This window comes from Streptomyces sp. NPDC051976 (genome assembly GCF_040680795.1).
In the GTDB taxonomy this organism is placed as follows: Bacteria; Actinomycetota; Actinomycetes; order Streptomycetales; family Streptomycetaceae; genus Actinacidiphila.
Window position 1 is genome coordinate 104,973 of the sequence record NZ_JBFAXL010000016.1, and the last position, 20,092, is coordinate 125,064.

20 protein-coding genes are annotated in these 20,092 nt (G+C 71.8%); 10 read left to right on the plus strand and 10 right to left on the minus strand.

All coding sequences use genetic code 11. The features are described from left to right. Position 1: 1 nt before the first annotated feature. The 3 genes from AB0M29_RS18575 to AB0M29_RS18585 all read left to right on the plus strand — a co-directional run bounded on the left by AB0M29_RS18575 (position 2) and on the right by AB0M29_RS18585 (position 4,396). Positions 2-2,356: a thioester reductase domain-containing protein gene (locus AB0M29_RS18575; protein WP_365383769.1), complete on the plus strand. Its 2,355-nt coding sequence runs from the start codon at positions 2-4 to the stop codon at positions 2,354-2,356. After that, a complete protein-coding gene (locus tag AB0M29_RS18580) occupies positions 2,353-3,492 on the plus strand; it encodes an alpha/beta fold hydrolase (protein ID WP_365383770.1) in 1,140 nt (379 codons plus the stop codon). The genes AB0M29_RS18575 and AB0M29_RS18580 overlap by 4 nt, the downstream gene beginning before the upstream one ends. 70 nt (positions 3,493-3,562) lie before the next feature. After that, positions 3,563-4,396 (plus strand): oxidoreductase, encoded by an 834-nt coding sequence (locus AB0M29_RS18585; protein ID WP_365383771.1) that lies wholly within the window; start codon positions 3,563-3,565, stop codon positions 4,394-4,396. 42 nt (positions 4,397-4,438) lie between these two features. On the opposite strand, the gene AB0M29_RS18590 is transcribed toward AB0M29_RS18585, so the two are convergent. Both AB0M29_RS18590 and AB0M29_RS18595 read right to left on the minus strand, forming a co-directional pair. Next, the gene (locus AB0M29_RS18590; protein WP_365383773.1) at positions 4,439-5,518 is read right to left on the minus strand and encodes an ATP-binding protein; all 1,080 of its coding nucleotides are present in this window, start codon (positions 5,516-5,518) and stop codon (positions 4,439-4,441) included. Continuing rightward, entirely contained in the window at positions 5,515-6,177 is a 663-nt protein-coding gene (locus AB0M29_RS18595; protein WP_365383775.1) for a response regulator transcription factor, read from the minus strand. The genes AB0M29_RS18590 and AB0M29_RS18595 overlap by 4 nt, the downstream gene beginning before the upstream one ends. Before the next feature lie 149 nt (positions 6,178-6,326). Here AB0M29_RS18595 and AB0M29_RS18600 point away from each other — a divergent pair, with 149 nt between their 5' ends. The 4 genes from AB0M29_RS18600 to AB0M29_RS18615 all read left to right on the plus strand — a co-directional run bounded on the left by AB0M29_RS18600 (position 6,327) and on the right by AB0M29_RS18615 (position 10,731). Then, on the plus strand, positions 6,327-7,256 hold the full coding sequence (locus AB0M29_RS18600) for an ATP-binding cassette domain-containing protein (RefSeq protein ID WP_365383777.1): 930 nt from the start codon (positions 6,327-6,329) through the stop codon (positions 7,254-7,256). Continuing rightward, positions 7,253-8,836 carry an ABC transporter permease subunit gene (locus tag AB0M29_RS18605; protein WP_365383778.1) on the plus strand — a complete coding sequence of 528 codons (1,584 nt, stop codon included), beginning with the start codon at positions 7,253-7,255 and terminating at the stop codon, positions 8,834-8,836. The genes AB0M29_RS18600 and AB0M29_RS18605 overlap by 4 nt, the downstream gene beginning before the upstream one ends. 2 nt (positions 8,837-8,838) lie before the next feature. After that, the gene (locus AB0M29_RS18610; RefSeq protein WP_365383780.1) at positions 8,839-9,615 is read left to right on the plus strand and encodes an ABC transporter permease; all 777 of its coding nucleotides are present in this window, start codon (positions 8,839-8,841) and stop codon (positions 9,613-9,615) included. A 138-nt stretch (positions 9,616-9,753) separates the two neighbouring features. Further along, the gene (locus tag AB0M29_RS18615; protein WP_365383781.1) at positions 9,754-10,731 is read left to right on the plus strand and encodes an aldo/keto reductase; all 978 of its coding nucleotides are present in this window, start codon (positions 9,754-9,756) and stop codon (positions 10,729-10,731) included. Between the two features lie 18 nt (positions 10,732-10,749). Here AB0M29_RS18615 and AB0M29_RS18620 read toward each other — a convergent pair whose 3' ends face one another. Continuing rightward, positions 10,750-11,439 carry a cytidylate kinase family protein gene (locus AB0M29_RS18620; RefSeq protein WP_365383783.1) on the minus strand — a complete coding sequence of 230 codons (690 nt, stop codon included), beginning with the start codon at positions 11,437-11,439 and terminating at the stop codon, positions 10,750-10,752. 182 nt (positions 11,440-11,621) lie between these two features. Here AB0M29_RS18620 and AB0M29_RS18625 point away from each other — a divergent pair, with 182 nt between their 5' ends. Further along, on the plus strand, positions 11,622-12,296 hold the full coding sequence (locus tag AB0M29_RS18625; RefSeq protein WP_365383785.1) for a TMEM175 family protein: 675 nt from the start codon (positions 11,622-11,624) through the stop codon (positions 12,294-12,296). Further along, positions 12,275-12,952 carry a hypothetical protein gene (locus tag AB0M29_RS18630; RefSeq protein ID WP_365383787.1) on the plus strand — a complete coding sequence of 226 codons (678 nt, stop codon included), beginning with the start codon at positions 12,275-12,277 and terminating at the stop codon, positions 12,950-12,952. Before AB0M29_RS18625 ends, AB0M29_RS18630 begins: the two co-directional genes overlap by 22 nt. On the opposite strand, the gene AB0M29_RS18635 is transcribed toward AB0M29_RS18630, so the two are convergent. Further along, positions 12,907-13,206, minus strand: coding sequence for a hypothetical protein (locus AB0M29_RS18635; RefSeq protein WP_365383788.1), 300 nt, complete (start codon positions 13,204-13,206; stop codon positions 12,907-12,909). The two genes, AB0M29_RS18630 and AB0M29_RS18635, sit on opposite strands and share 46 nt — an antisense overlap. A gap of 251 nt (positions 13,207-13,457) precedes the next feature. On the opposite strand from AB0M29_RS18635, the gene AB0M29_RS18640 reads away from it, so the two are divergent. Then, positions 13,458-14,483, plus strand: coding sequence for a 6-phosphofructokinase (locus tag AB0M29_RS18640; RefSeq protein WP_365383789.1), 1,026 nt, complete (start codon positions 13,458-13,460; stop codon positions 14,481-14,483). Between the two features lie 108 nt (positions 14,484-14,591). Here the strand turns inward: AB0M29_RS18640 and AB0M29_RS18645 are convergent, their stop codons facing one another. From AB0M29_RS18645 to AB0M29_RS18670, 6 genes are all read right to left on the minus strand, one after another. After that, positions 14,592-15,485, minus strand: a complete 894-nt coding sequence (locus AB0M29_RS18645; RefSeq protein WP_365383791.1) for a universal stress protein — start codon at positions 15,483-15,485, stop codon at positions 14,592-14,594. 101 nt (positions 15,486-15,586) lie between these two features. After that, a complete protein-coding gene (locus AB0M29_RS18650; protein WP_365383793.1) occupies positions 15,587-15,961 on the minus strand; it encodes a VOC family protein in 375 nt (124 codons plus the stop codon). A gap of 206 nt (positions 15,962-16,167) precedes the next feature. Next, positions 16,168-16,470, minus strand: coding sequence for a hypothetical protein (locus AB0M29_RS18655; protein ID WP_365383795.1), 303 nt, complete (start codon positions 16,468-16,470; stop codon positions 16,168-16,170). Positions 16,471-16,618: 148 nt separating this feature from the next. Then, positions 16,619-18,556: a phosphocholine-specific phospholipase C gene (locus tag AB0M29_RS18660; RefSeq protein WP_365383796.1), complete on the minus strand. Its 1,938-nt coding sequence runs from the start codon at positions 18,554-18,556 to the stop codon at positions 16,619-16,621. 84 nt (positions 18,557-18,640) lie between these two features. Continuing rightward, positions 18,641-18,775, minus strand: a complete 135-nt coding sequence (locus AB0M29_RS18665) for a hypothetical protein (RefSeq protein ID WP_365383798.1) — start codon at positions 18,773-18,775, stop codon at positions 18,641-18,643. Positions 18,776-18,955: 180 nt separating this feature from the next. Next, the gene (locus AB0M29_RS18670) at positions 18,956-19,954 is read right to left on the minus strand and encodes a sigma-70 family RNA polymerase sigma factor (protein ID WP_365383800.1); all 999 of its coding nucleotides are present in this window, start codon (positions 19,952-19,954) and stop codon (positions 18,956-18,958) included. Positions 19,955-20,092 lie beyond the last annotated feature (138 nt).

Consider the following 20,092-nt stretch of genomic DNA (forward strand, 5'->3'; position numbering starts at 1 on the left):
CATGAACGAGGACCTCGGGCTGGGATCCACCGCCGAGTCGATCGAGCGCGGTGGCGGCGGGCTGAGCGTGGACGACCTGCTGAGCAAGGTGGGGGAGGCGGCGGGCACCCGCCCAGGCGCGGCGCCGGCTCCACCGCGGGACCTGGACGGGGTGGCGGCCACCATCGCGGCCGCGGCGGGCCACTACCTCCCCGACGGACACCTCCCGGCCGACGCCGACTTCTTCGACGCCGGGGGCAATTCCGTGCAGGTCGTGGAACTCGTCGCGGAACTGGAGGGCGAACTGGGCATCGAGTTCGACCTGGACGAGGTGTTCGCCGACGCCCGGCCGATCAGCCTGGCCCGGCGCTGGCTGGAAACCACCGGCACACTGCCGCCCACCCCGATCAGCACGCTGCCGCCCGCCCCTATCGGCACGCTCCCCGTCCCCGCCCCGCGCGGCCTTCCCCGCCTCGCCCCGCGTACCCCGCCCATCGCCGGGTACGGTGCCGGCACCGGCGTCGACCGGTACTCCCGGGCCAGGGGCGAAGAGCTCGACCAGATCCTGGCCGATCTCGCGCTCGCCGACCGCCTGCCGTTCACCGACGTACCCGAGCCGGTGCCCCCGCGCCGCGTCCTGCTGACCGGCGCTACCGGCTTCCTCGGCAGCCACATGCTGCTCGACCTGCTGCGGCACAGCGACGCCCACGTCTACTGCCTGGTCCGAGCGGCCGACGAGGAAGTGGCGCTCGCCCGGCTCGGCGCGGCGCTGACGAGCTACCAGCTGCCCTGGTCCTCGGAGGTGCGCCGCAGGGTGACCGTGCTGCCCGGCGACATCCGGCAGCCCCACCTCGGCCTGTCCGAGGAGTGGTGGCACACCCTGTCCCACGAACTGGACAGCATCGTCGGCGTGGCGGCGGCCGTGGACTTCCTGCGCGGCTACCAGAGCCTGCGCACCAGCAACGTACTGGGGCCGCTGACCCTGGCCGAGCTCGCGGCCACCGGCCGGCCCAAGCCGCTCCACCACATCTCCTCGATGGCGGTCTTCAACGAGGTCGGGATCACCTCCGCGGGTGAGGACGACCCGCTCGCCCACGTCGACCGCCTCATCTCCGGCTACGACCAGTCCAAGTGGGCCGCCGAGGTCGCGCTGCGCCGGGCCCGCGACCACGGCCTGGTGGTGACGGCCCTGCGCCCCGGCGGCATCGGCGGTCACACCAGGACGGGCGCCTACAACCCGCAGGATCTCAGCGTCGGCCTGATCTCGGCCTTCGGGCGCTTCCGCACCGTTCCCGCCTTCCGGTACCTGAACACGGCTCCGGTCGACTGGGTCAGCCGTGTCGCGGTCGCGGCGGTGTGCGAACCCGACGCCTGGGGCTTCGACTACCACCTCACGGGCGTGCCCAGCACCCTCGACGACGTCGTACGTGACATGGCGCTCGGCGGCATGCACGCCCGCGTCCAGGACTGGGACGAGTGGCGTACCGACGCCCTGGCCCGCCTGGAGGCGGAGCCGGTTCCCGAACTTGCCTACCTGACCCGGATGTTGCGCAGCCCCACCGCGCTGAAGCTGTGCGAGGCGACCCTGAAGGGACCGGCGGCCGGCGGCACACGCACCGCCGCACTGGCCGAGGCGGCCGGGGTGCCGGTCGCGGTCCGCTACGACGCGAAGGCCCAGCTGAAGACGTTCGAGCGGCTCGCCCAGGACGGGCTCGCCCGGTTGCCGCACCGCGACGACCAGCCCTATCTGTGGTTCGCCGAGACGACCGAAGGCCGCGTGGGCCCGGTGGGCGCCACCGCCGACACTCCGTGCTCGATGGCGCTCACCCTCTCCATCGCGAGCATGTACCAGTTGGTGAAGGAACGCCGGGTGGACGTGACCGGCCAGGTGATGTGCGCGGCGGCGCACCCGGAGCCACTCACCGTCGAGCGCGCTGACATCTGGATCCGCCCCGAGGAGGGCGTCCCGCACAGCCACTCAACCACGCACCCGCTCCTGTCCTACCGGATGCGGTTGCGCGACGCCGACGGCGGCCACTGGTGGCTGGAGGGCCGCAAGTACGCCCGCGCCCGTCGCGACCTGTGGCGGCAGACCCGCGCGCTGACCGTGGAGATCGGCCGGGAGGGCGAACCGGCGAGTCTCGCGGGCCAGGTCATCGTGCCCGCCGACTCTTACGTGCGCGACCAGATCGACGGCATCCAGGTCGACCCGCGCCTGTCCAGCCAGGAGCGGCGGGCCGCCAAGCTGGCCTGGCTCGTGTGGTTCGGCCTGGAGATGGGCCGCGGTCTGCTCGGCCCCTTCGCCCGCGCCGCGGCGGACCTCCTCGACGTGTTCGACGTGCGCCGCAACCCGACCCTCACGGAGGACCACCGATGATCTTCAGGACGGCGAACCCCCGCCCCGGCCGGCCGGCGCTCCGCAGGGTCAGGACCACCGCGGCCCCGCGCCCCCTCCACCACCGCCTCGATCCGGCGGCCGTCGAGGAGATCCCCTTCCGGGCGAGCGACGGCGTCCGGCTGGGCCTGACGCGCGTCGACGCCGGCCGGCCGGACCGGCCCGCCGTGCTCGTACTGCACGGGCACACCGCGTCCGCCGACATGTTCCTGCTGCCCGAGACGCGCAATCTGGTCGACGTCCTCCTCGACGACGGCTACGAGCCCTGGCTGCTGGACTGGCGGGGCAGTTGCCGGCTGCCGTACAACGAGACCGGCCAGCGGTACACCTACGACGACGTCGCTCTGTACGACATCCCCGACGCCGTGGCCCATATCCGCGGCCGGATCGGCGATCGCCCGCTGTTCGTGGTCGCCCACTGCATCGGCTCCCTGACCCTTTCCATGAGCATGGCGGCCGGACTGGTGCCCGGCCTGGCCGGTGTGGTGTCCCAGGGTGTGTTCCTGACACCGAAGCTCGCCGGGCGGACCTCGCTGCGGATGTCGGTGGCCCGGGAGTTGCTGAAGAACAGGATCGACCACATCCCGGTCGACTTCCGCAAGGTGGGCCTGCGGTCGAAGTACACCCCGCTGTTCGCACTGGCCTCCCGGAAGGCGACCTGCCCGGACCCGACCTGCCAGATCCTGCACAACTCCGCCTGGGATTCGGGTGCTTCGCTCTTCGTGCACGAGAACCTGTCCGAGGCCACCCATGACCGGCTGGCCGAACTCCTGGGCCCCGCACCGCTGTGGATCCTGCCCCACCTGCGCCGCATCGAGCTGGCCCGTAGCGTGGTCCGCTGGCACGACAGCGACGACCGCTACCGGGCCCTGCCGCCCAACGCCCTCGACGCGGCCGCGCGCATCGACACCCCTGTCCTGCTGCTCGCGGGCAGCGACAACGCGCTGTGGCTGGACTCCCAGAAGCTCTGCCACGAGATCCTCGCCCGCCGGCAGCCCCAGCTGGACGTGTCGTACACCGAGATCCCCGGCTACGGCCATCTGGACCCCTTCCTGGGCCGGGGCGCCGCCCTGGACGTGTTCGGGCACATCCTCGACTTCCTCGGCAAACGGCGCTGACGGCAGCCGCGCCACCGCGCGGCGCTCCTCGTCGCGGGACCGGACACCACCCACACACCCCGGAGACACCATGACCGCCGTACTGATCACCGGAACCTCCTCGGGCATCGGCCGCGCCGCGGCCCAGCGACTGGTCCGCCGCCCGGACCTCACCGTCTACGCCACCGCCCGCAAGACGGAGACCATCACCGAACTCGCCGAGAGCGGCGCCCGCGTCCTCCCCCTGGACGTCACCGACGAGGAGTCGATGCGCGCCGCCGTGGAAGCGGTCGAAGCCGAACACGGTGCGGTCGGTGTCCTGGTCAACAACGCGGGCTTCGGCGAATACGGAACCATCGAGGAGACCCGACTCGACGGTGTGCGGCGCCAGTTCGAGACCAACGTCTTCGGCCTGTCCCGGATGACCCAGCTGGTCCTGCCCGGCATGCGGGAAGCCGGTCGCGGACGGATCGTGAACATCGGCTCGATGGGCGGCCGTCTCGTCTTCCCGGCCGGCGGCTACTACCACGCCAGCAAGTACGCCGTCGAAGCTCTCACCGACGCGCTCCGCTTCGAAACGGCTCCCTTCGGCATCAAGGTCAGCCTGGTCGAGCCCGGGCTCATCCGCACGCGGTTCTCCGGCGACGCCGCCCAGAACCTCGCCGACTCGGCCGTGCCGTCCGGCCCCTACGCCGCTCTCAACTCAGCTGTCGACCACCAGATATCGGAGTCCTTCCGCTCCAAGCTCCTGGCCGCTCCCCCCGAGGTCGTCGCCACCGCGATCGAACGCGCCATCACCGCCGCCAGGCCGCGCTCCCGCTACGTGGTCACCCCTGCCGCCAAAGTCCTCGTCCACACCCGCCGCCTCCTCGGCGGCCGCTTCTTCGACGCCTACCTGCGCGTCCAGTTCAAGACCGCGCCCTGACGCCGTCCGGTGCGCCCGCACGCGACGTCGGACACCGTGCGGTCAGGCGTGGGGGAAGCCGACGGTGATGCGGAGGCCGCCTTCCGGGGGTGCGTGGGGGGTGAGGGTGGCGCTGTGGGCGTCCGCGATGGCGCGGACGATGGCCAGGCCGAGGCCGTGCCCTTCGCGGTGGCGTATGCGCTCGCGGCCGAATTGCTGGAACGGTTGGAAGAGGCGGTCGAGTTCGGTGGGGGGAATCCGCTCGCCGGTGTTGGTCATGGTGAGGTACGAGGTGCCATCGACGGTCGCTGTCGTGATGTCGATGTGGCCGCCGGACAGGTTATGACGCAGCGCGTTGTCGATCAGGTTCGCCACCATGCTCTCCACCAGGCTGGGGTCTCCCGCCGCCGCGGCCGGACCGAGCGCGGACTTGACGCGGATGTCCCGCCGACGGGCCTCGCCCTCGCGGTCGGTGAGGACCTTGGCGGTGATCTCCGCCAGGTCGAACGTCTCGCGTCGCTCGATGCCGCGCTCGCTGCTGGCCAAGGTGAGCAGCGCGTCGATGAGCCGCTCCTGCTGTTCGCCGAGCGCCAGCACCTCCTCGCATGTGGCGCGCAACGCGGCTGCCGAGGCGTCCGGCTCGGCGAGCGCCACCTGGAGCAGGGTCCGTTCCGCGGTGAGGGGGGTGCGCAGTTCGTGGGAGGCGTTGGCCACGAAGTGGCGTTGGGAGTCGAAGGACGCCTGCAGGCGTGCGAAGAGGTCGTCGAGTGTCTGCGCCAGTTCCGTGAACTCGTCGTCCCGGCGGCGGAGGTCCAGCCGCCGGTCCAGATTGCTCGCGGAGATGTCACGGGCGGTGGCCGTGATGGTCCGCAGCGGTCGCAGGAAATGCCCGGCGATCACCCAGCCGAGGACGAGGGAGATCAGTGCCATCACCGCGAGGCCGGCGGCGGAGACGGTGAGCAACCCTTGCACGTCGCGTTCCGGATGACCGGACGGACCGCCGCCGCCCTGCTGGGGGTACGCGGGGGAGGTGCTGCTGGTCTGCAGGACCTGGACACTGACCAGTGCCGCACCGGTCACGAGGAACGGTACGGCGTAGAGCAGGGTGAGCTGGGCGCGCAGGGTGAACCGGGGACGTCTCATGCGTCCCCCAGCCGGTAGCCGCCCTCGCGGACGGTGTGGATGACGGGTGGGTCGCCGAGCTTGACCCGCAACCGGCGGATGGTGGTCTTCACCGCGGTGGTGAACGGGTCGGCCGCCTCGTCCCAGACCCGCTCCAACAGCTCCTCCGCGGACACCGCCCTGCCGAGGGCGCCGAGGAGGTACTCCAGGACGGCGAACTCCTTCGGGCTGAGGTCGAGCGGCAGTCCACCGCGGGTCGCGGTGCGGCGGCCGGGGTCCACGGTGAGGTCGCCGCTCTCCAGCACGGGCGGCAGCGCGGCGGCGGTGCGGCGCCCCAGCGCGCGGAGCCGGGCGACGAGTTCGGTGAAGTCGAAGGGTTTGGGCAGGTAGTCGTCGGCGCCGAGGCCGAGGCCGTCGACGCGCTCCCGTACGGTGCTCGCCGCCGTGAGCATCAGCACCCGGCTCTTCCCGCCTCCGGCCACTATCCGCCGGCACACCTCGTCGCCGTGCACTCCGGGCAGGTCCCGGTCCAGCACCACGACGTCGTAGTGGGTGAGGGCGAGGTGGTCGAGCGCGGCGGCGCCGTCGAGGACCACGTCGACCGCCATGCCCTCGCGGCGCAACCCGGTGCCGATCGCCCGCGCCAGCACTTCGAAGTCCTCGACAACCAGCACTTTCATGACCTTGCCTCTGCTCTTCCCGACGGCCTGGCGTCCCACGATGCCAGGTCAGCGGTGTCAGCGAGGTGTCAGTCGGCGGCACCGTGCTGACACCGGCTGCCGCGTAGAACCGCTGTTGACGCATCGTCAGCGAGTGGGAAGGACCGGAGATGAACGAGGCGACCATCGTCGTCAGCGGGCTGCGCAAGAGATTCGGGGGGACGACGGCCCTGGACGGAATGTCGTTCACCGTCCGTCCGGGGCAGGTCACCGGCTTCGTCGGGCCCAACGGGGCGGGGAAGTCCACCACGATGCGGGTGATCCTCGGCCTGGACGCGGCCGACGCCGGCACCGCCCTGATCGGAGGCCGGCCGTACGCGAGTCTGCGGCGGCCGGTGCGGCACCTGGGCTCGTTGCTGGACGCGGCGGCGCTGCAGCCGAGCCGGACCGCCCGCAACCACCTGCTGTGGCTGGCCCGTTCGCAGGGGCTGGACGCCGGTCGGGTCGACGAGGTCATCGAGTTGACGGGCCTGCGCGGGGCGGGGCGGCGAGCGGCCGGCGGCTTCTCGCTGGGTATGCGGCAGCGGTTGGGCATCGCCGCGGCGCTGCTCGGCGATCCGCCCGCGCTGATGCTGGACGAGCCGTTCAACGGCATGGATCCGGAGGGCATCGTGTGGATGCGCGCGTTTCTGCGGTCGTTGGCCGCCGAGGGCCGGGCGGTGCTGGTGTCCAGCCATCTGATGAGCGAGTTGCAGGACACCGCAGGCCACGTGGTGGTGGCCGGCCGCGGCCGGATCATCGCCGACGCGGCGGTGGCGGAGCTGCTGGCCGCGGCATCCGGCGGGCACGTGACGCTGCGTACGACGGCGCCTTCCGCGACGGCGGTGCTGACGGAGGCGGGCGCGGTGGTGACCCCCGGCGCACCGGGCACTCTTCGGGTCTCCGGGCTGGCGGCCGAGGCGGTCGTGGGCTTGCTGGGCGCGCGCGGTGTGCCGTTCTCGGAAGTGTCCTCGCACCGGGCGACCCTCGAGGACGCCTACCTGGAACTGACCCGGGACGCCGCGGAGTTCCGCGCCGGGACGCAGGAGGCGGGCCGATGAGCACCAGAATCCTCGCTCCGGAGCGGGCTCCCGAGCGTGACCAGTTCACAGGACTGCTGCGCGCGGAGTGGACGAAGCTGCGGACGGTACGTGGCTGGGTCACCGCCCTGCTGGCCGCGGCGCTGCTCATCGTCGGTTTCGGTGTGCTGCCCGGCATGCAGGGTTCGTGCGGGAAGAACGGACCCGGCTCGGAGTGCGAGTTGCCGGTCGGGCCCGGCGGCGAGCAGGTCACCGACAGTTTCACCTTCGTCGGCCAGTCCATGACCGGTGACGGCAGCGTCACCGTGCGGCTGGCTTCGCTGACCGGAGTGCTCCCGCCCGAGCCGGGCGACGGCGGCCATGCCCCAGGTCACCAGGCCGCGGGCGACGCCGCGGGCGAGGGCGGCCGCCCCGGCCTGGCGCCCTGGGCGAAGGCCGGGCTGATCATCAAGGACGGCACCACACCGGGCTCTTCGTACGCGGCGGTCATGCTCACCGGCGGCCACGGCATACGGATGCAGTACGACTACACCCACGACATCGCCGGCCGCCCGGCCTCTGCCGGGTCGCCGCACTGGCTGCGGCTCTCCCGCGCCGCAGACACCCTCACCGGGTACGAGTCCGCCGACGGAGCCCACTGGACCCGCGTCGGCAGCGCCCGGCTGCCGGGTCTGCCGTCGACCGTGCGGGCGGGGCTGTTCACCACCTCCCCGCAGTACACCGAGCTGACGAAGGAGGGCTTCGGCGGGGTCGGCGCCGCCGGTGGCCCCACCAAGGCGACGGGCACCTTCGACCGCCTCGGGCGGACGGGCGGCTGGTCCGGTGGGGCGTGGACGGGACAGACCATCGGCGGGAGCCCGCAGCAGCACGGCGAGTTCCGGCAGGCGGGCGGCCGGTTCACACTGACCGGCTCCGGCGACATCGCCCCCGCGGTGTCCGGGTCCGGGGGCCTGGGGACCACCGTCACGCAGACCCTCATCGGCACGTTCGCCGGGCTGTTGGCAGTGGTCGTGCTCGGGGCGACGTTCATCACGGCCGAGTACCGACGCGGCCTCATCCGTACCACCGTGGCCGCGAGCCCGCGCCGCGGGCGGGTGCTGGCCGCGAAAGCCGTCGTGCTCGCCGCCGCCGCCTTCGCCACAGGTCTGGTCTCCGCCGCGCTGGTGGTCCCGCTCGGCCAGCGCGTGCTGCGCGGCAACGGCGTCTACGTCGCCCCCGCTTCGCCACTCACCGAGGTGCGTCTCATCGTGGGGACCGCGGGGCTGCTGGCCGTCGCCGCTGTCCTCGCCCTGGGCATCGGAACGCTGCTGCGGCGCAGCGCCACCGCGGTCGCGGCGGTCACCGTGGTGATCGTCCTGCCGTATCTGCTGGCCGTGAGCGTCCTGCCGGCCGGGGCCGGGCAGTGGCTGCTGCGGCTCACGCCCGCCGCCGGCTTCGCCATACAGCAGAGCGCTGTGCGCTACGGCCAGGTCAGCAGCGTGTACACGGCGGCGGAGGGCTACTTCCCGCTGTCGCCCTGGGCAGGCTTCGCCGTGCTCTGCGCGTGGGCGGCTCTCGTGCTGTCCGTGGCCTTCCGCGCCTTCCGCCGAAGGGACGTGTGAGCATGCGTGACGCCCTGCGCGCGGAGTGGACCAAGCTGCGCACCGACCCCGGCCTGACCTGGCTGCTGCTTGCCGCTGTCGTGTTGACGGCGGGAGTCGGTGCCGCCGCCGCGGCCACCGTGCGCTGCCCGGCTGCCGGTTGCTCCACCGACCCCGTCCGGATCAGCCTGACCGGCGTCACGCTCGGGCAGGCGGTCGTGGCGGTGCTCGCCGTGCTGGCGGTCGGCAACGAGTACAGCACGGGAATGATCCGTTCGACCCTGGCCGCCATGCCGCGCCGGTGGGCCGTGCTCACCGCCAAGTCGGCCGTCGTGTCCGCTGTGGTGGCGGCCGCCGCCCTGCTCGCCGTACTCGTGTCGCTGCTGGCCGGGGGGCTCATCCTGCCCGGCGACGGCTTCACCACGACCTCTGGGCACGGCCCGCTGTCACCGGCCGACGGCTCCGTCATCCGGGCCGCGGTCGGCTCGGTCCTCTACCTGGTGCTCATAGCCCTGCTCGCCCTCGGCACCGCCATGGCGGTACGTGACTCGGCCACCGCCATCGGCACCGTCCTGGGCCTGCTCTACGTCCTGCCGATCCTCACCCAGGTGGTGTCCGACCCGCACTGGCGCCGCCACTTCCAGCAACTCTCCCCGATGAGCGCCGGGTTGAACATCCAGGCCACCACCCACCTCAGCACCCTGCCCCTCAGCCCCTGGGCGGGACTCGGCGTGCTCGCCGCCTGGTCGTCCGCCGCGCTCCTCGGCGGCGGGCTGCTCCTGCGTCACCGGGACGCGTAACGGCCCGGCAGTGCTCGTGTCCGCCCGGCGTGGCCCGGCCGTCCCTGGTGGATCGGGCACCAGGCTGGGCAGGTGAAGGAGCGCGGTCACGAGCCGCGGCCGCTACCGACGAACGCGATCAAGGAAGGAGTGTGCGTGATGAGGTACATCAAGCTGCGTGACCTGGAGGTGTCCCGGATCGGGCTGGGCGCGATGGGCATGTCCACCGCCTACACCGGCTTCGGGGCGGACGAGGCGGAGTCGATCCGTACGGTGCACCGGGCACTGGAGCTGGGCGTCACCTTCATCGACACCGCCGAGATCTACGGCCCGTACACCAACGAGGAACTCCTCGGCCGGGCCCTGAACGGCCGCCGTGACCAGGTCGTGCTGGCCACCAAGTTCGGCATGGTCTCCCACGCGGGCGACGGCCCGGGAAACCTGGACAGCAGCCCGGCCAACATCCGCACCGCTGTCGAGGGCTCCCTCAGGCGGCTGGGCACCGACCACATCGACCTGTACTACCAGCACCGCGTCGACCCGAAGACCCCGATCGAGGAGACCGTCGGCGCCCTTGCCGAACTGGTCACCCAGGGCAAGATCCGCACGATCGGCCTGTCCGAGGCCGGACCGGACACCATCCGCCGCGCCCACGCCGTGCACCCCGTCACCGCCGTCCAGTCCGAGTACTCGTTGTTCACCCGTGGCCTGGAACAGCGCGTGATCCCGGTGCTGCGGGAGCTGAACATCGGCCTGGTGCCGTTCTCGCCGCTCGGACGCGGACTGCTGACCGGGCAGGTCCGCTCCACCGACGATCTCGCGGAGAACGACTTCCGCCGCAGCAACCCGCGGTTCGCGGCGGAGAACTTCGCTCGCAACCTCGCGCTGGCCGACCAGGTCAAGGCGCTGGCCGACCAGGTCGGCGCCACCCCCGCCCAGGTCGCCCTGGCCTGGGTCCTCGCCCAGGGGGATGACATCGCCCCCATCCCCGGCACCAAGCGCGTCACGCGCGTCGAGGAGAACACCGCCGCCGACGCCCTTCAGCTGACCGAGCAGCAGATCGCACAGCTCAGCGCCCTGCCGCCGGCCGCGGGCGACACCCACAACGAGGCCCAGATGCGCATGATGGAACGCTGACCGCCACCGGCACCCCTTTCAGCGGGGTCGGCGCACCTCCCAGGCCGGCCGGTGGAGTTGATCGTTGTAGACGATGATGTCGGCGTGGTCGGTGGGGCGGGCTGTGGCGAAGTAGAGCTGCTGGGCGGGGATGTAGCGGTCGCGCCAGGACCGTTCGATGGCGGCGGTGTCCGCGGTGGGTCCGGTCGGCCCCGTGCCCCGGTCCCTGGCGCGGTCCACCGTCTGCTCGAAGGGGACGGACACGAAGATGCGCAGGTCCCACCGGTCGATGAGTTCCGGGCGCAGGAGGAAGACTCCGTCGAAGAGCAGCACGGCGTCCGCCGGGGCGGTCGTGGCCGGCAGGGATGTCGGGGTGTCGGTGTCCTTGTCGAAGGCCGTGGTGCGGATCGTTCGGTCCCCGCCCGGGCCCAAGGGGTCGAGGAGGACCCGGCACAGTGCGGCGCGGTCGTGGGCGTCGAAGTAGCAGCCCTCGGCCGAGTACTGGCCGCGCCGGTAGCGGTGTGCGCGGGGGAGAAGGAAGTCGTCGATGCACGCGCGGATGACCTCGCGGCCCTGCGCGCGCAGGACGACGGCGAGCTCGTCGGCCAGCGTGGTCTTGCCGGAGGCGGGCGGCCCGTCAATGGCGACCCGCAGCGGGTGCGTGGTCGTGACGGCCGCTATCGCCTCGGCCAGCCGACTTGTGAGCTCACCGCGGGTGCCGTGGTCCATTCCTGCCTCTCGTTGCACGTCGGTGCCGGATCTAGGTGGTCTCACGGATGTGCCCCGCTCGTGAGGGCGTCAAAGATGGCACGGACTTCCGCCACCGGGTTCCCACCACAATGAAGGGCTCACCACCCTACGAACGCTCCCGCCTAAGATCACGTACACCGTCGTGACAGCAGGGAGTGCGGATGAGCGGGAACGCCCGGCCGGAGCCAGGGCTGTCGCCCGAGAGGCTGGCCTTCTTCACCGACGCGATCTTCGCGATCGCGATGACCCTGCTGGCGGTCGAGCTGGAGCGCCCGGACGACAAGGAGCTGGCGTCGGCCCACGCCCTGGGGAGCTTCCTGGTCGACCAGCGCAGCTCCTTTCTGGCCTTCGCCCTGGCCTTCGTTCTTCTCTGGTCGGTGTGGCGCCGCCATCACAGGCTCATGGACCAGGTCGACGAACTCTCGAAGGCGTTTGCCGCCTGGCACGCGCCCTTCCTCCTGTTGGTGGCATTCCTCCCGTTCCCCACCGCCGTCATCGGCGCCTCGATCAGCAATCCGCTGGCGCAGACCCTTTTCGCGGGGACGATAGCGGCGATGGTGTTCTGCGAGGCCGTGATCAAGGAGATCTCCATGACGTCCCTCGCGGCCCCGGGCGGCCCGGTCGGAACCCGCCAGCACCCCGACGGCTCCTGGGGAGTCGGCCTCTGGTTCGCGCTGAGCGCCGGCCTCGCGTGGGTGTCGTCGTACGCCTTCGTGCTGTGGTTCTTCGCGCCGCTCGCCGCCGAGTACGGCGGAGCCCTGATCTCCCGCCTGCGTACGGGCCGCCTGTCAGAGGGGGCTGGTAGACATGCCTGGTGGACAAAGAAGAGTTCTTAGCGGCACTCCGCGACAATCCGCAGGCAGCACTCGAGCTCGGATGCCGGATTGTCGCGACGGCCGGCGTCGATGAACGTCGGCACGCGGACGTCCCGTTCGAGATCGCACGTGACGCAGACCGCGCGACGGTGTGGCACGCGGCCGAGGCTTATACGGAAGTGAGTGACGGTGGGGCCGCGCGGTGGATGGCGGAAGGGGCGGCGTCCCTGAGCGACCCGGACGGCATCGTCGTGGATCCCCTGACGCTGCCGATCTCCATATGGGAGTACGACGAAGACCGTTGGACGCTCGATCACCAGGACTGGCGTATCGCTGTGGGGTGCGATGACCCGGCCCGTGCGATCGTCGCTCTGCATGCGGCACGGCCGCGCCTCCTCTCCGTCGCCAACGACGGCAGCGTGCAGCTGGACATCCCCGCCGGGCTCACGGGACCTCCTGGGCCCTGGTACACGCCGAATTTCGTGGGCGTCGATGAGGACGTCCCCCTGATCTGGCTGGACTGCAAGAGCGGCGCCGTCTTTCCCCTCATGGCCCGGACCGTCCTCGAAATCGTCATCGAGGAGCTGCGCGCGGCCGGTATCACTCGAGCCGAGCTGACGACGCCGAAGAATCAGGATTCAAGGCGCAGATTCCGCGGGTCCGCGTCTTCGGGGTGACGGAGGACCAGGCGCAGGGTGTAGGCGGGTTCGCTTCCCTGGTGGAGCCAGGACGTGGCGGCCACCGTGTAGGCGGCTCCGTCCTTCAACCAGTCGGCGGCTGCCTGGAAGACGTCCGCGGGGCTGTCGCCGGCGAGTACCAAAGTGCCGTCGTCCTCGACGGCGACCCACAGGTCCACGTGGGAGTTGACGAACGCTCCCGCACGTTCCCGCAACTCCTCGGCGAGGGACTGGTTCTGCAGGTCACTGATCATCTCGTCCTCCTCCTGCGCGGCAATTACTGTTCGTGTACCCGACTCACCCTCTGTCATGCCGGGCCGCTGGGCTGGCGGTCGCTGCCGCGCTGAGCTGGCCTTTTTGCGCAAGCGCGGGCACTCTCCTCACGGGCCGGTGGGCGCTGCCGATCGGATGGGTGGACGCTGGAAGACAGGGCGACATCGGTCCCCGCGGACCCGGCCACGCTCGTGCGGCGTCGGCACCGCGGGGAGGGCAGGAAGGAGAGGCCATGAGGGTGGGTGTGCTGACCGGTGGCGGCGACTGCCCTGGGCTCAATGCCGTGATCCGCAGCGTGGTGCGCAAGGGCGTACAGGAATACGGATACGAATTCATCGGCTTGCGCGACGGGTGGCTCGGCGCGATCGAGGACCGGACCGTACCGCTGGGCATCCCCGAGGTACGCGGAATCCTTCCCCGGGGAGGGACCATCCTCGGCTCCTCCCGTACCAACCCGCTCACGAAGGAGGACGGGGAAGGCCGGGTGCGGGACACACTGGCCGCGCACGGCATCGACGCGCTCATCGCCATCGGCGGCGAGGACACCCTGGGGGTCGCCGCCGAGCTGGGCCACCGGGGGCTGAAGGTGGTGGGCGTACCGAAGACCATCGACAACGACGTGGCCGGGACCGACTACACGTTCGGATTCGACACCGCCGTCGGCATCGCCACCGAGGCGATCGACCGCCTGCACACCACCGCCGAGTCGCACATGCGGGCCCTGGTGGTCGAGGTGATGGGGCGGCACGCAGGCTGGATCGCCCTGCACGCCGGGATTGCGGGCGGCGCCAACGTGATCCTCATTCCGGAGCGGCCGTTCGACATCGACCAGGTCTGCGGGTGGGTGGAGAGCCGATTCAAGATCCACTATGCCCCGATCGTGGTGGTGGCGGAGGGTGCGGTGCCCAAGGAAGGCCACATGGTCCTCAAGGACCGGACGGTTGACGAGTTCGGGCACGTGCGGTTGTCCGGCATCGGCGAGTGGCTGGCCCGGGAGATCACCGACCGCACCGGGGAGGACGCCCGCACCACCGTCCTGGGCCATGTCCAGCGGGGCGGCACGCCGAGCCCGTACGACCGCTGGCTCGCGACGCGCTTCGGTCTGCACGCGGTCGACGCGGTCAGGGACGGGGACTTCGGCTCGATGGTCGCCGTGCGCGGCACGGACATCGTCCGCATTCCGCTCGACACTGCCACGACGGGGGCCAAGACGGTCGATCCCTCGCTCTACGACGAGTTCGAGGTGTTCTTCGGCTGACGGCTGGCGGCTGGCGGCTGGCGGCTGGCGGCTCTGGCTCACGGCTTCGGCTGACGGCTCGACCGAGGAGCAGGCTTCCCCGCCCGGTTCCGGCGCCCGGTTTCAGGGTCAGCCGGCGTGCGGTACGACGGCCACCGGGCAGCGGGCGTGGTGCAGCACCGCGTGGGCGACCGGCCCGAGCCTGCCCTCGGGCGCCCGCGGCTCGGTGCGCCGCCCGATGACCAGCAGCTCCGCGTCCGAGGACGCGGTGACCAGCGCCATCGCCGGATGGAGCAGCCGGACGTCGGGTTGCACGGCGACCTCGGGGTATTTCTCCTGCCACGGCCGCAGGGCGTCGGACAGCAGGAGGACCTCCTGGTCCTCCCAGTCGGCGCGGTCGCCTTCGGTGACGTCCAGCATCAGCGGGGAGACGGCCGCGGCGGGAAGCGCCCAGGCGCGCACCACCCGCAGGAGCGCGTCGTGCCCGAGGGCGGCGGCGAAGGCGAAGTCCGCCGTGGCGTCCGCCGTCGCGTCCGGCGTGTGCGCGGCGAGACCGGCGACCACACGTGCCGAGTCCGCCATCTCCTCCGCGTCACCGCTACCGGCGTGCGGTTCCGGGACCACCACCACCGGACAGAGGGCGGCGGCAGCCGCGCGCAGCGCCACCGACCCCATCGCGAGACCGTCGAAGCCGCCTGCCCCCCGGGCGCCGACGACCAGCAGCCCGGCGTCGGCCGCGGCCGCCAGCAGGGTCTCGGCCGGACTCCCGGACACCTGCTCACCCCGTACGACCAGGCGCGGATACCTCTCGCGGAGGCCGGCGACCGCGTGCTGGAGCATTTCCTCGCCGACCGGCTGCCACACCTCCGCGGCGGCTACGGGCATCACCATTCCGGGCGCCGACGGTATGGCGTGCACCAGCCGGAGGGTGGCGTGGCGAAGCGCCGCTTCCCTGGCGGCCCAGTCAGCCGCCGCCAGACTGCGTGCGGAGCCGTCGACACCCGCCACCACGGGCAGATTCATCGCGCCCTCCTTCGCCTCGCGGGTCCCACGAACGCGCGGCGGGCCCCGGAGCCCTTCCACTCCACTGTTCCACGGCCGGCCCCATCCGGCCGCTCCTGCCGTTACGCGGGCTCCTGGAGTACGGAGAGCACATTCCCTGCGGGGTCGGTGAACCACGCGATGAGCGGGCCGCCGCCTCGGAAGATGCCCTTGTCGTCCGTCGCGAGGTTGTCGTACTCGGCGAACCGCACGCCCTTTGCGCGCAGCTCGTCGACCGCGGCCTCGATGTCGGCGACGGGGAAGTTGAGGATCGTGTACGTCGCCGGGGTGTGGTCGGCCTTGGGGTAGACCAGGATGTCCCGATCGCCAGCGATGTGGAGCGTCAGCATGCCGTGCTGCTCGGACACCCGGATCCCCAGCGTCTCGCCGTAGAACTTCCTGGCCCCTTCGATGTCGTCCACCGAGAAGCCGCTGAACGCCTTTGTCGAACCGAACATCTTCGCCTCCGCTTCCTGTGCATGAAACCTGCCTACCCCTGGAGACCGGAACTCGGCCGGAAACTCATCGCCAAGGCGCGAGGGCGTGAGGGCGCGAGAGCGCGAGGCAGCGGGATCCCGGGGATCCCCGCGCTCCCGCGAAGAGACGGCAGGCGACCAGGACTCAGGGCCCCGTACGGGCGTACGACCCTTCAGCTCAGCTCAGCTCAGCTCGCGGCGCCGGTCACGCCTGGGGCGACGAAGCGGCGGTGAAGGGGGCGGAAGGTGGTCTCCGGTTCGCCCTCGATGCCGGCCTTCTGGATCGCGGCGGCGAGCCGGTCGGCGAAGAAGCGCTCGAAGTCGGCCTGCGAGTCCCAGACGTCGGTCACGTACATGGCACCGCCCTCGAAGGAAGCAGCGTGCAGGACCGCACCGGGCGGCACGTCCTGCTCCCAGCGGACCGCTTCGCGTACCACGTCGTACTGCTCGGGCGTGGCGCCGACCCAGCGCATCGTCATCATTACGGCCATTTCCAGGATCTCCGTTCCGGGCGACGAGCCCCCTCGTCAGCAGACCGCGACGGCCGCAGCCGCGCACGCCGGGGTACCCCGTTCGTGCACGGGCTGCGGTCGGCCTCCGCGGGGCGGGGGCCGACCGCCGGGCTTGCCCGTACGGGGGTCAGGCGTAGACGCGGCCCGCGAAGCGGCGCTCGAAGCCGTCACCGATGTCGGCGGTGACCGTGACGTCGTACTGGCCGTCGGAGGAGGGCGCCAGGGTGGTGGTGGCGGTGCCGCCGGCCGCGACACGGACGGTCGTGCCGCCGGTGCCGGTGTAGCCGTCGGGGGCGAGTGTGAACGTCACCGCGGCGCCCCCGGCGTTGGTCAGGGTCAGGGTGAGGGTGCGGGGAGTGGCGGGGTCGATGGACACCGCCGCCTCGGGGTGGCCCTTGGCCGCGTTGCTCCATGTGCGCACATCGCCCTTGAAACCGCGCAGGTAGCCGTCGGGGCCGTGCAGGTCGAAGTCGTAGAGGCCGCCGCCGTAGGTCTGGGCGCTGAAGTAGTCGGAGATCGTGCCGCCCGCGGGCAGGGTGTAGCGCCAGTTGTCGTAGGCGCGGTGGTTGACGGTGTACGCGGCGAAGGCGGCGCCGAGGGTGCCGCGCGAGACGGTGGTGAACCAGATCCGCCCGGTCGCGGTGTCCGTCCTGGACGTGGTGTCGAAGAAGTAGCCGACCGTACGGGCGGGGCGGGTGCCGCTCTCCTGTACGGGGGCCACGGGCGTGGCCGGCGGGGCGGCGTCGGGCAGGCTGTTCTCCGCGTCGCAGGCGGCCACCAGGGCGGCGGTGTCCGGCAGCGACGGGAAGGAGGTGTTGGCGGTGGTGAAGTCGAACGCCGACATCAGGTCGCCGCAGACCGTACGGCGCCAGGCGGAGATGTTCGTCTCCTTCACGCCCGTCCAGTTCTCCAGGAAGCGCAGCGGCGAGGTGTGGTCGGCGACCTGGGAGTTGACCCAACCGCCGCGGCTCCACGGCGAGATGACGATCATCGGCACCCGCGGGCCGAGGCCGATGGGCTGACCGCTGACGAACTCGTCGGCGGTGCCGGCGGGCGGGACCGGCGGCGCCACATGGTCGAAGAATCCGTCGTTCTCGTCGAAGTTGAGGAAGACCACCGTCTTCGCCCACACCGCCGGGTCGGCGGCGAGCGCGTCCAGGACGTAGCGCGCGGTGTAGTCGGCCCCGTAGGCCGGCGGGTAGTCCGGGTGCTCGCTCTGGCTGGCCGGGGCGACGATCCAGCTGACCGCGGGCAGGGTGCCCGCCGCGACGTCCGCGGCGAAGGCGTCGGCGGCGCGGCGCTGCATGCCGTTGACGTAGAGCGGCGAGGTGGTCGCCGCCTTCTTGAAGCTGGTGAACCATGCCAGCGGGTTGTCGTCGTAGTTGTCCTGCTGCTGGTAGACGCGCCACGAGATGCCGGCCGCCTGCAGCCGCTCGGCGTACGTCGTCCAGGTGTAGCCCTTCTCGGAGTTGTCGGTGACCGGGCCGCCGTGCTTGCCGCCGGGATCGATCGTGCCGGTCCACTGGTAGAGCCGGTTGGGGTTGGTCGGCCCCTGCACCGAGCAGAAGTACTGGTCGCAGACGGTGAACGCCTCGGCGAGCGCGTACTGGAAGGGGATGTCGGAGCGCTGGTAGTAGCCCATCGACCAGGCGCTCTTGGCCGGGACCCAGTTGTTGTACAGGCCGTTGTTCCAGGCGTTGTGCGTGCCCGACCAGCCGTGGTCGAGGTCGCGCACCCGCTGGGCGTCCGTGGTGGCCGTGTCCAGGTGCCACGGCAGCACCAGGCTGCCGCCGGACGGACCGGAGCTGGTCTGCTGCAGCACGTCGGCGTTGTTCGGGAAGCGCAGCCGGGAGCGGTCGGCGAAGCCGCGCACGCCCTTGAGGGTGCCGAAGTAGTGGTCGAAGGAGCGGTTCTCCTGCATGAAGATCACGACGTGCTCGATGTCGTCGAGCGTGCCGGCGGCGGGCGCGGCCGCCATCGCCTGCTGCACGGACAGCGGCAGCACACCGGCCGCGGCCAGCGTGGTGCCGGCTGCGAGGAACTTGCGGCGGGTCAGGGGCGTCACGATGTCTCCTCGATGAGGGACCGGGGGTCCCGGCCGGGCCCCCGGTGGTGCGCGGGAAGAAGAAGCTCCGCCGGTGCCGGACCGTCAGGCGCCGCCGTACGACGCCGGGTTCGCCTCGACGTCCCGCCGGTCGCGCGCTCGGCGGCGGACGACACCTGCTGCGCCGGTCGCGCGCCTGGCGCCCTGCCCCGCGGTTCCGGTGACGATGGCGGCTCTCACGGCGGAGACTTTCGCGGCCGCAGATGACCCGTCGCGGTCGCGTTGCCCAACGACCAGTGAACAGGCCAGCAATTTCGGCCTAGACCCGTTATCATTTCGTTACCATTGAGGGGTGCCCGACCAGGGCCTCGGCCCGGTCAGCGGTGACCGTCCTTCTCCCCTCGGCTCACGCGGGCGAGGTCAGTCGAGGACCCCGATCTCGGTCGCGGCGAGCCGGTCCCGATCGGCGATCACGTCGTAGCCGCTGACGGTGCCGTCGTGGACGGTGAAGGCGACGGCGAGCAGCAGACGTCCCCGCGGGGCGACGACGAGCCCCACGCGGCCGTCCACCAGGGCGAGTTCGGACATCCGCGAGCGTTCGGCCAGCAGCACCGTGCCCTCGGCCACGGCCCGGGCACCGCGCACCTCGGCGGGCATGCCCGGCGGCAGGGCGGCGGCGTCCGCGCGGCGCACCGCGTCCGGGGACAGCACGGCGAGGACCGCGGTGAGGTCGCCGGACCGGGCGGCGGTCAGAAACGCTGTCACGGTCTCGCGCTGCCGGGCGAGTTCGGCGGCCGGCACCGCGGGCCGGCCGCGGACCTTGCCCCGGGCCCTGCTGGCCAGCTTCTTCGCGGCGTCCGCGGTGCGCCCCACGATGGGCGCGATCTCGTCGAAGGGCACCGCGAACATGTCGTGCAGCACGAAGGCGACCCGCTCGGCGGGCGTCAGCCGGTCCAGCACCACCAGCAGCGCGCGGCTGACCGCGTCGGCCCGCAGCACCTCCTCCTCCGGCGCGCCCGCCCTCGCCGGGCCCACGGCAGGGACCTGGTCGAGCAGGTGCTGCTCGGTGAAGTGCTCCCGGCGTGACCGGCGCGAGCGCAGCATGTCGAGGCAGATCCGGGTCACCACCGTGCGCAGCCATCCCGCGAGGTTCTCCACCTCGGCGGTGTCGGTACGTTCCAGCCGCAGCCATGTCTCCTGCACGGCGTCCTCGGCCTCGCTCACCGAGCCGAGCATCCGGTACGCCACCGCCAGCAGCGCGCCGCGCTCGGTCTCGAAGCGCTGGGTCTCGAAGCGCTGGGCCTCAACGTGCCCTGCCCCGACGCGCTGATCCCCGGAACGCCCGGCCTTCCCGCCTGCCGCCCCTCCCGTCCGCCCTTGCCGCGTACGCCGTTCCTCGTGCCCGCCCACTGTCCGCACCGCTGCCTCTCGTCCCTCATCATCACGTCCGCCTCCACCCCGCGGGTACGGACCCCGTACGCCGTAGGGGCGGGCTCCCTGACCGCCGTGTCGCGCCCGATGGTCACCTTTGCCGGACCCGCTCCGTCAGGTGCGGGA

Bases quoted from the DNA above. Each gene is read 5' to 3' on its own strand.
- AB0M29_RS18575 (WP_365383769.1), top strand. From the start codon at position 2: ATGAACGAGGACCTCGGGCTGGGATCCACCGCCGAGTCGATCGAGCGC.
- AB0M29_RS18580 (WP_365383770.1), top strand. From the start codon at position 2,353: ATGATCTTCAGGACGGCGAACCCCCGCCCCGGCCGGCCGGCGCTCCGC.
- AB0M29_RS18585 (WP_365383771.1), top strand. From the start codon at position 3,563: ATGACCGCCGTACTGATCACCGGAACCTCCTCGGGCATCGGCCGCGCC.
- AB0M29_RS18590 (WP_365383773.1), bottom strand. From the start codon at position 5,518: ATGAGACGTCCCCGGTTCACCCTGCGCGCCCAGCTCACCCTGCTCTAC.
- AB0M29_RS18595 (WP_365383775.1), bottom strand. From the start codon at position 6,177: ATGAAAGTGCTGGTTGTCGAGGACTTCGAAGTGCTGGCGCGGGCGATC.
- AB0M29_RS18600 (WP_365383777.1), top strand. From the start codon at position 6,327: ATGAACGAGGCGACCATCGTCGTCAGCGGGCTGCGCAAGAGATTCGGG.
- AB0M29_RS18605 (WP_365383778.1), top strand. From the start codon at position 7,253: ATGAGCACCAGAATCCTCGCTCCGGAGCGGGCTCCCGAGCGTGACCAG.
- AB0M29_RS18610 (WP_365383780.1), top strand. From the start codon at position 8,839: ATGCGTGACGCCCTGCGCGCGGAGTGGACCAAGCTGCGCACCGACCCC.
- AB0M29_RS18615 (WP_365383781.1), top strand. From the start codon at position 9,754: ATGAGGTACATCAAGCTGCGTGACCTGGAGGTGTCCCGGATCGGGCTG.
- AB0M29_RS18620 (WP_365383783.1), bottom strand. From the start codon at position 11,439: ATGGACCACGGCACCCGCGGTGAGCTCACAAGTCGGCTGGCCGAGGCG.
- AB0M29_RS18625 (WP_365383785.1), top strand. From the start codon at position 11,622: ATGAGCGGGAACGCCCGGCCGGAGCCAGGGCTGTCGCCCGAGAGGCTG.
- AB0M29_RS18635 (WP_365383788.1), bottom strand. From the start codon at position 13,206: ATGATCAGTGACCTGCAGAACCAGTCCCTCGCCGAGGAGTTGCGGGAA.
- AB0M29_RS18640 (WP_365383789.1), top strand. From the start codon at position 13,458: ATGAGGGTGGGTGTGCTGACCGGTGGCGGCGACTGCCCTGGGCTCAAT.
- AB0M29_RS18645 (WP_365383791.1), bottom strand. From the start codon at position 15,485: ATGAATCTGCCCGTGGTGGCGGGTGTCGACGGCTCCGCACGCAGTCTG.
- AB0M29_RS18650 (WP_365383793.1), bottom strand. From the start codon at position 15,961: ATGTTCGGTTCGACAAAGGCGTTCAGCGGCTTCTCGGTGGACGACATC.
- AB0M29_RS18655 (WP_365383795.1), bottom strand. From the start codon at position 16,470: ATGGCCGTAATGATGACGATGCGCTGGGTCGGCGCCACGCCCGAGCAG.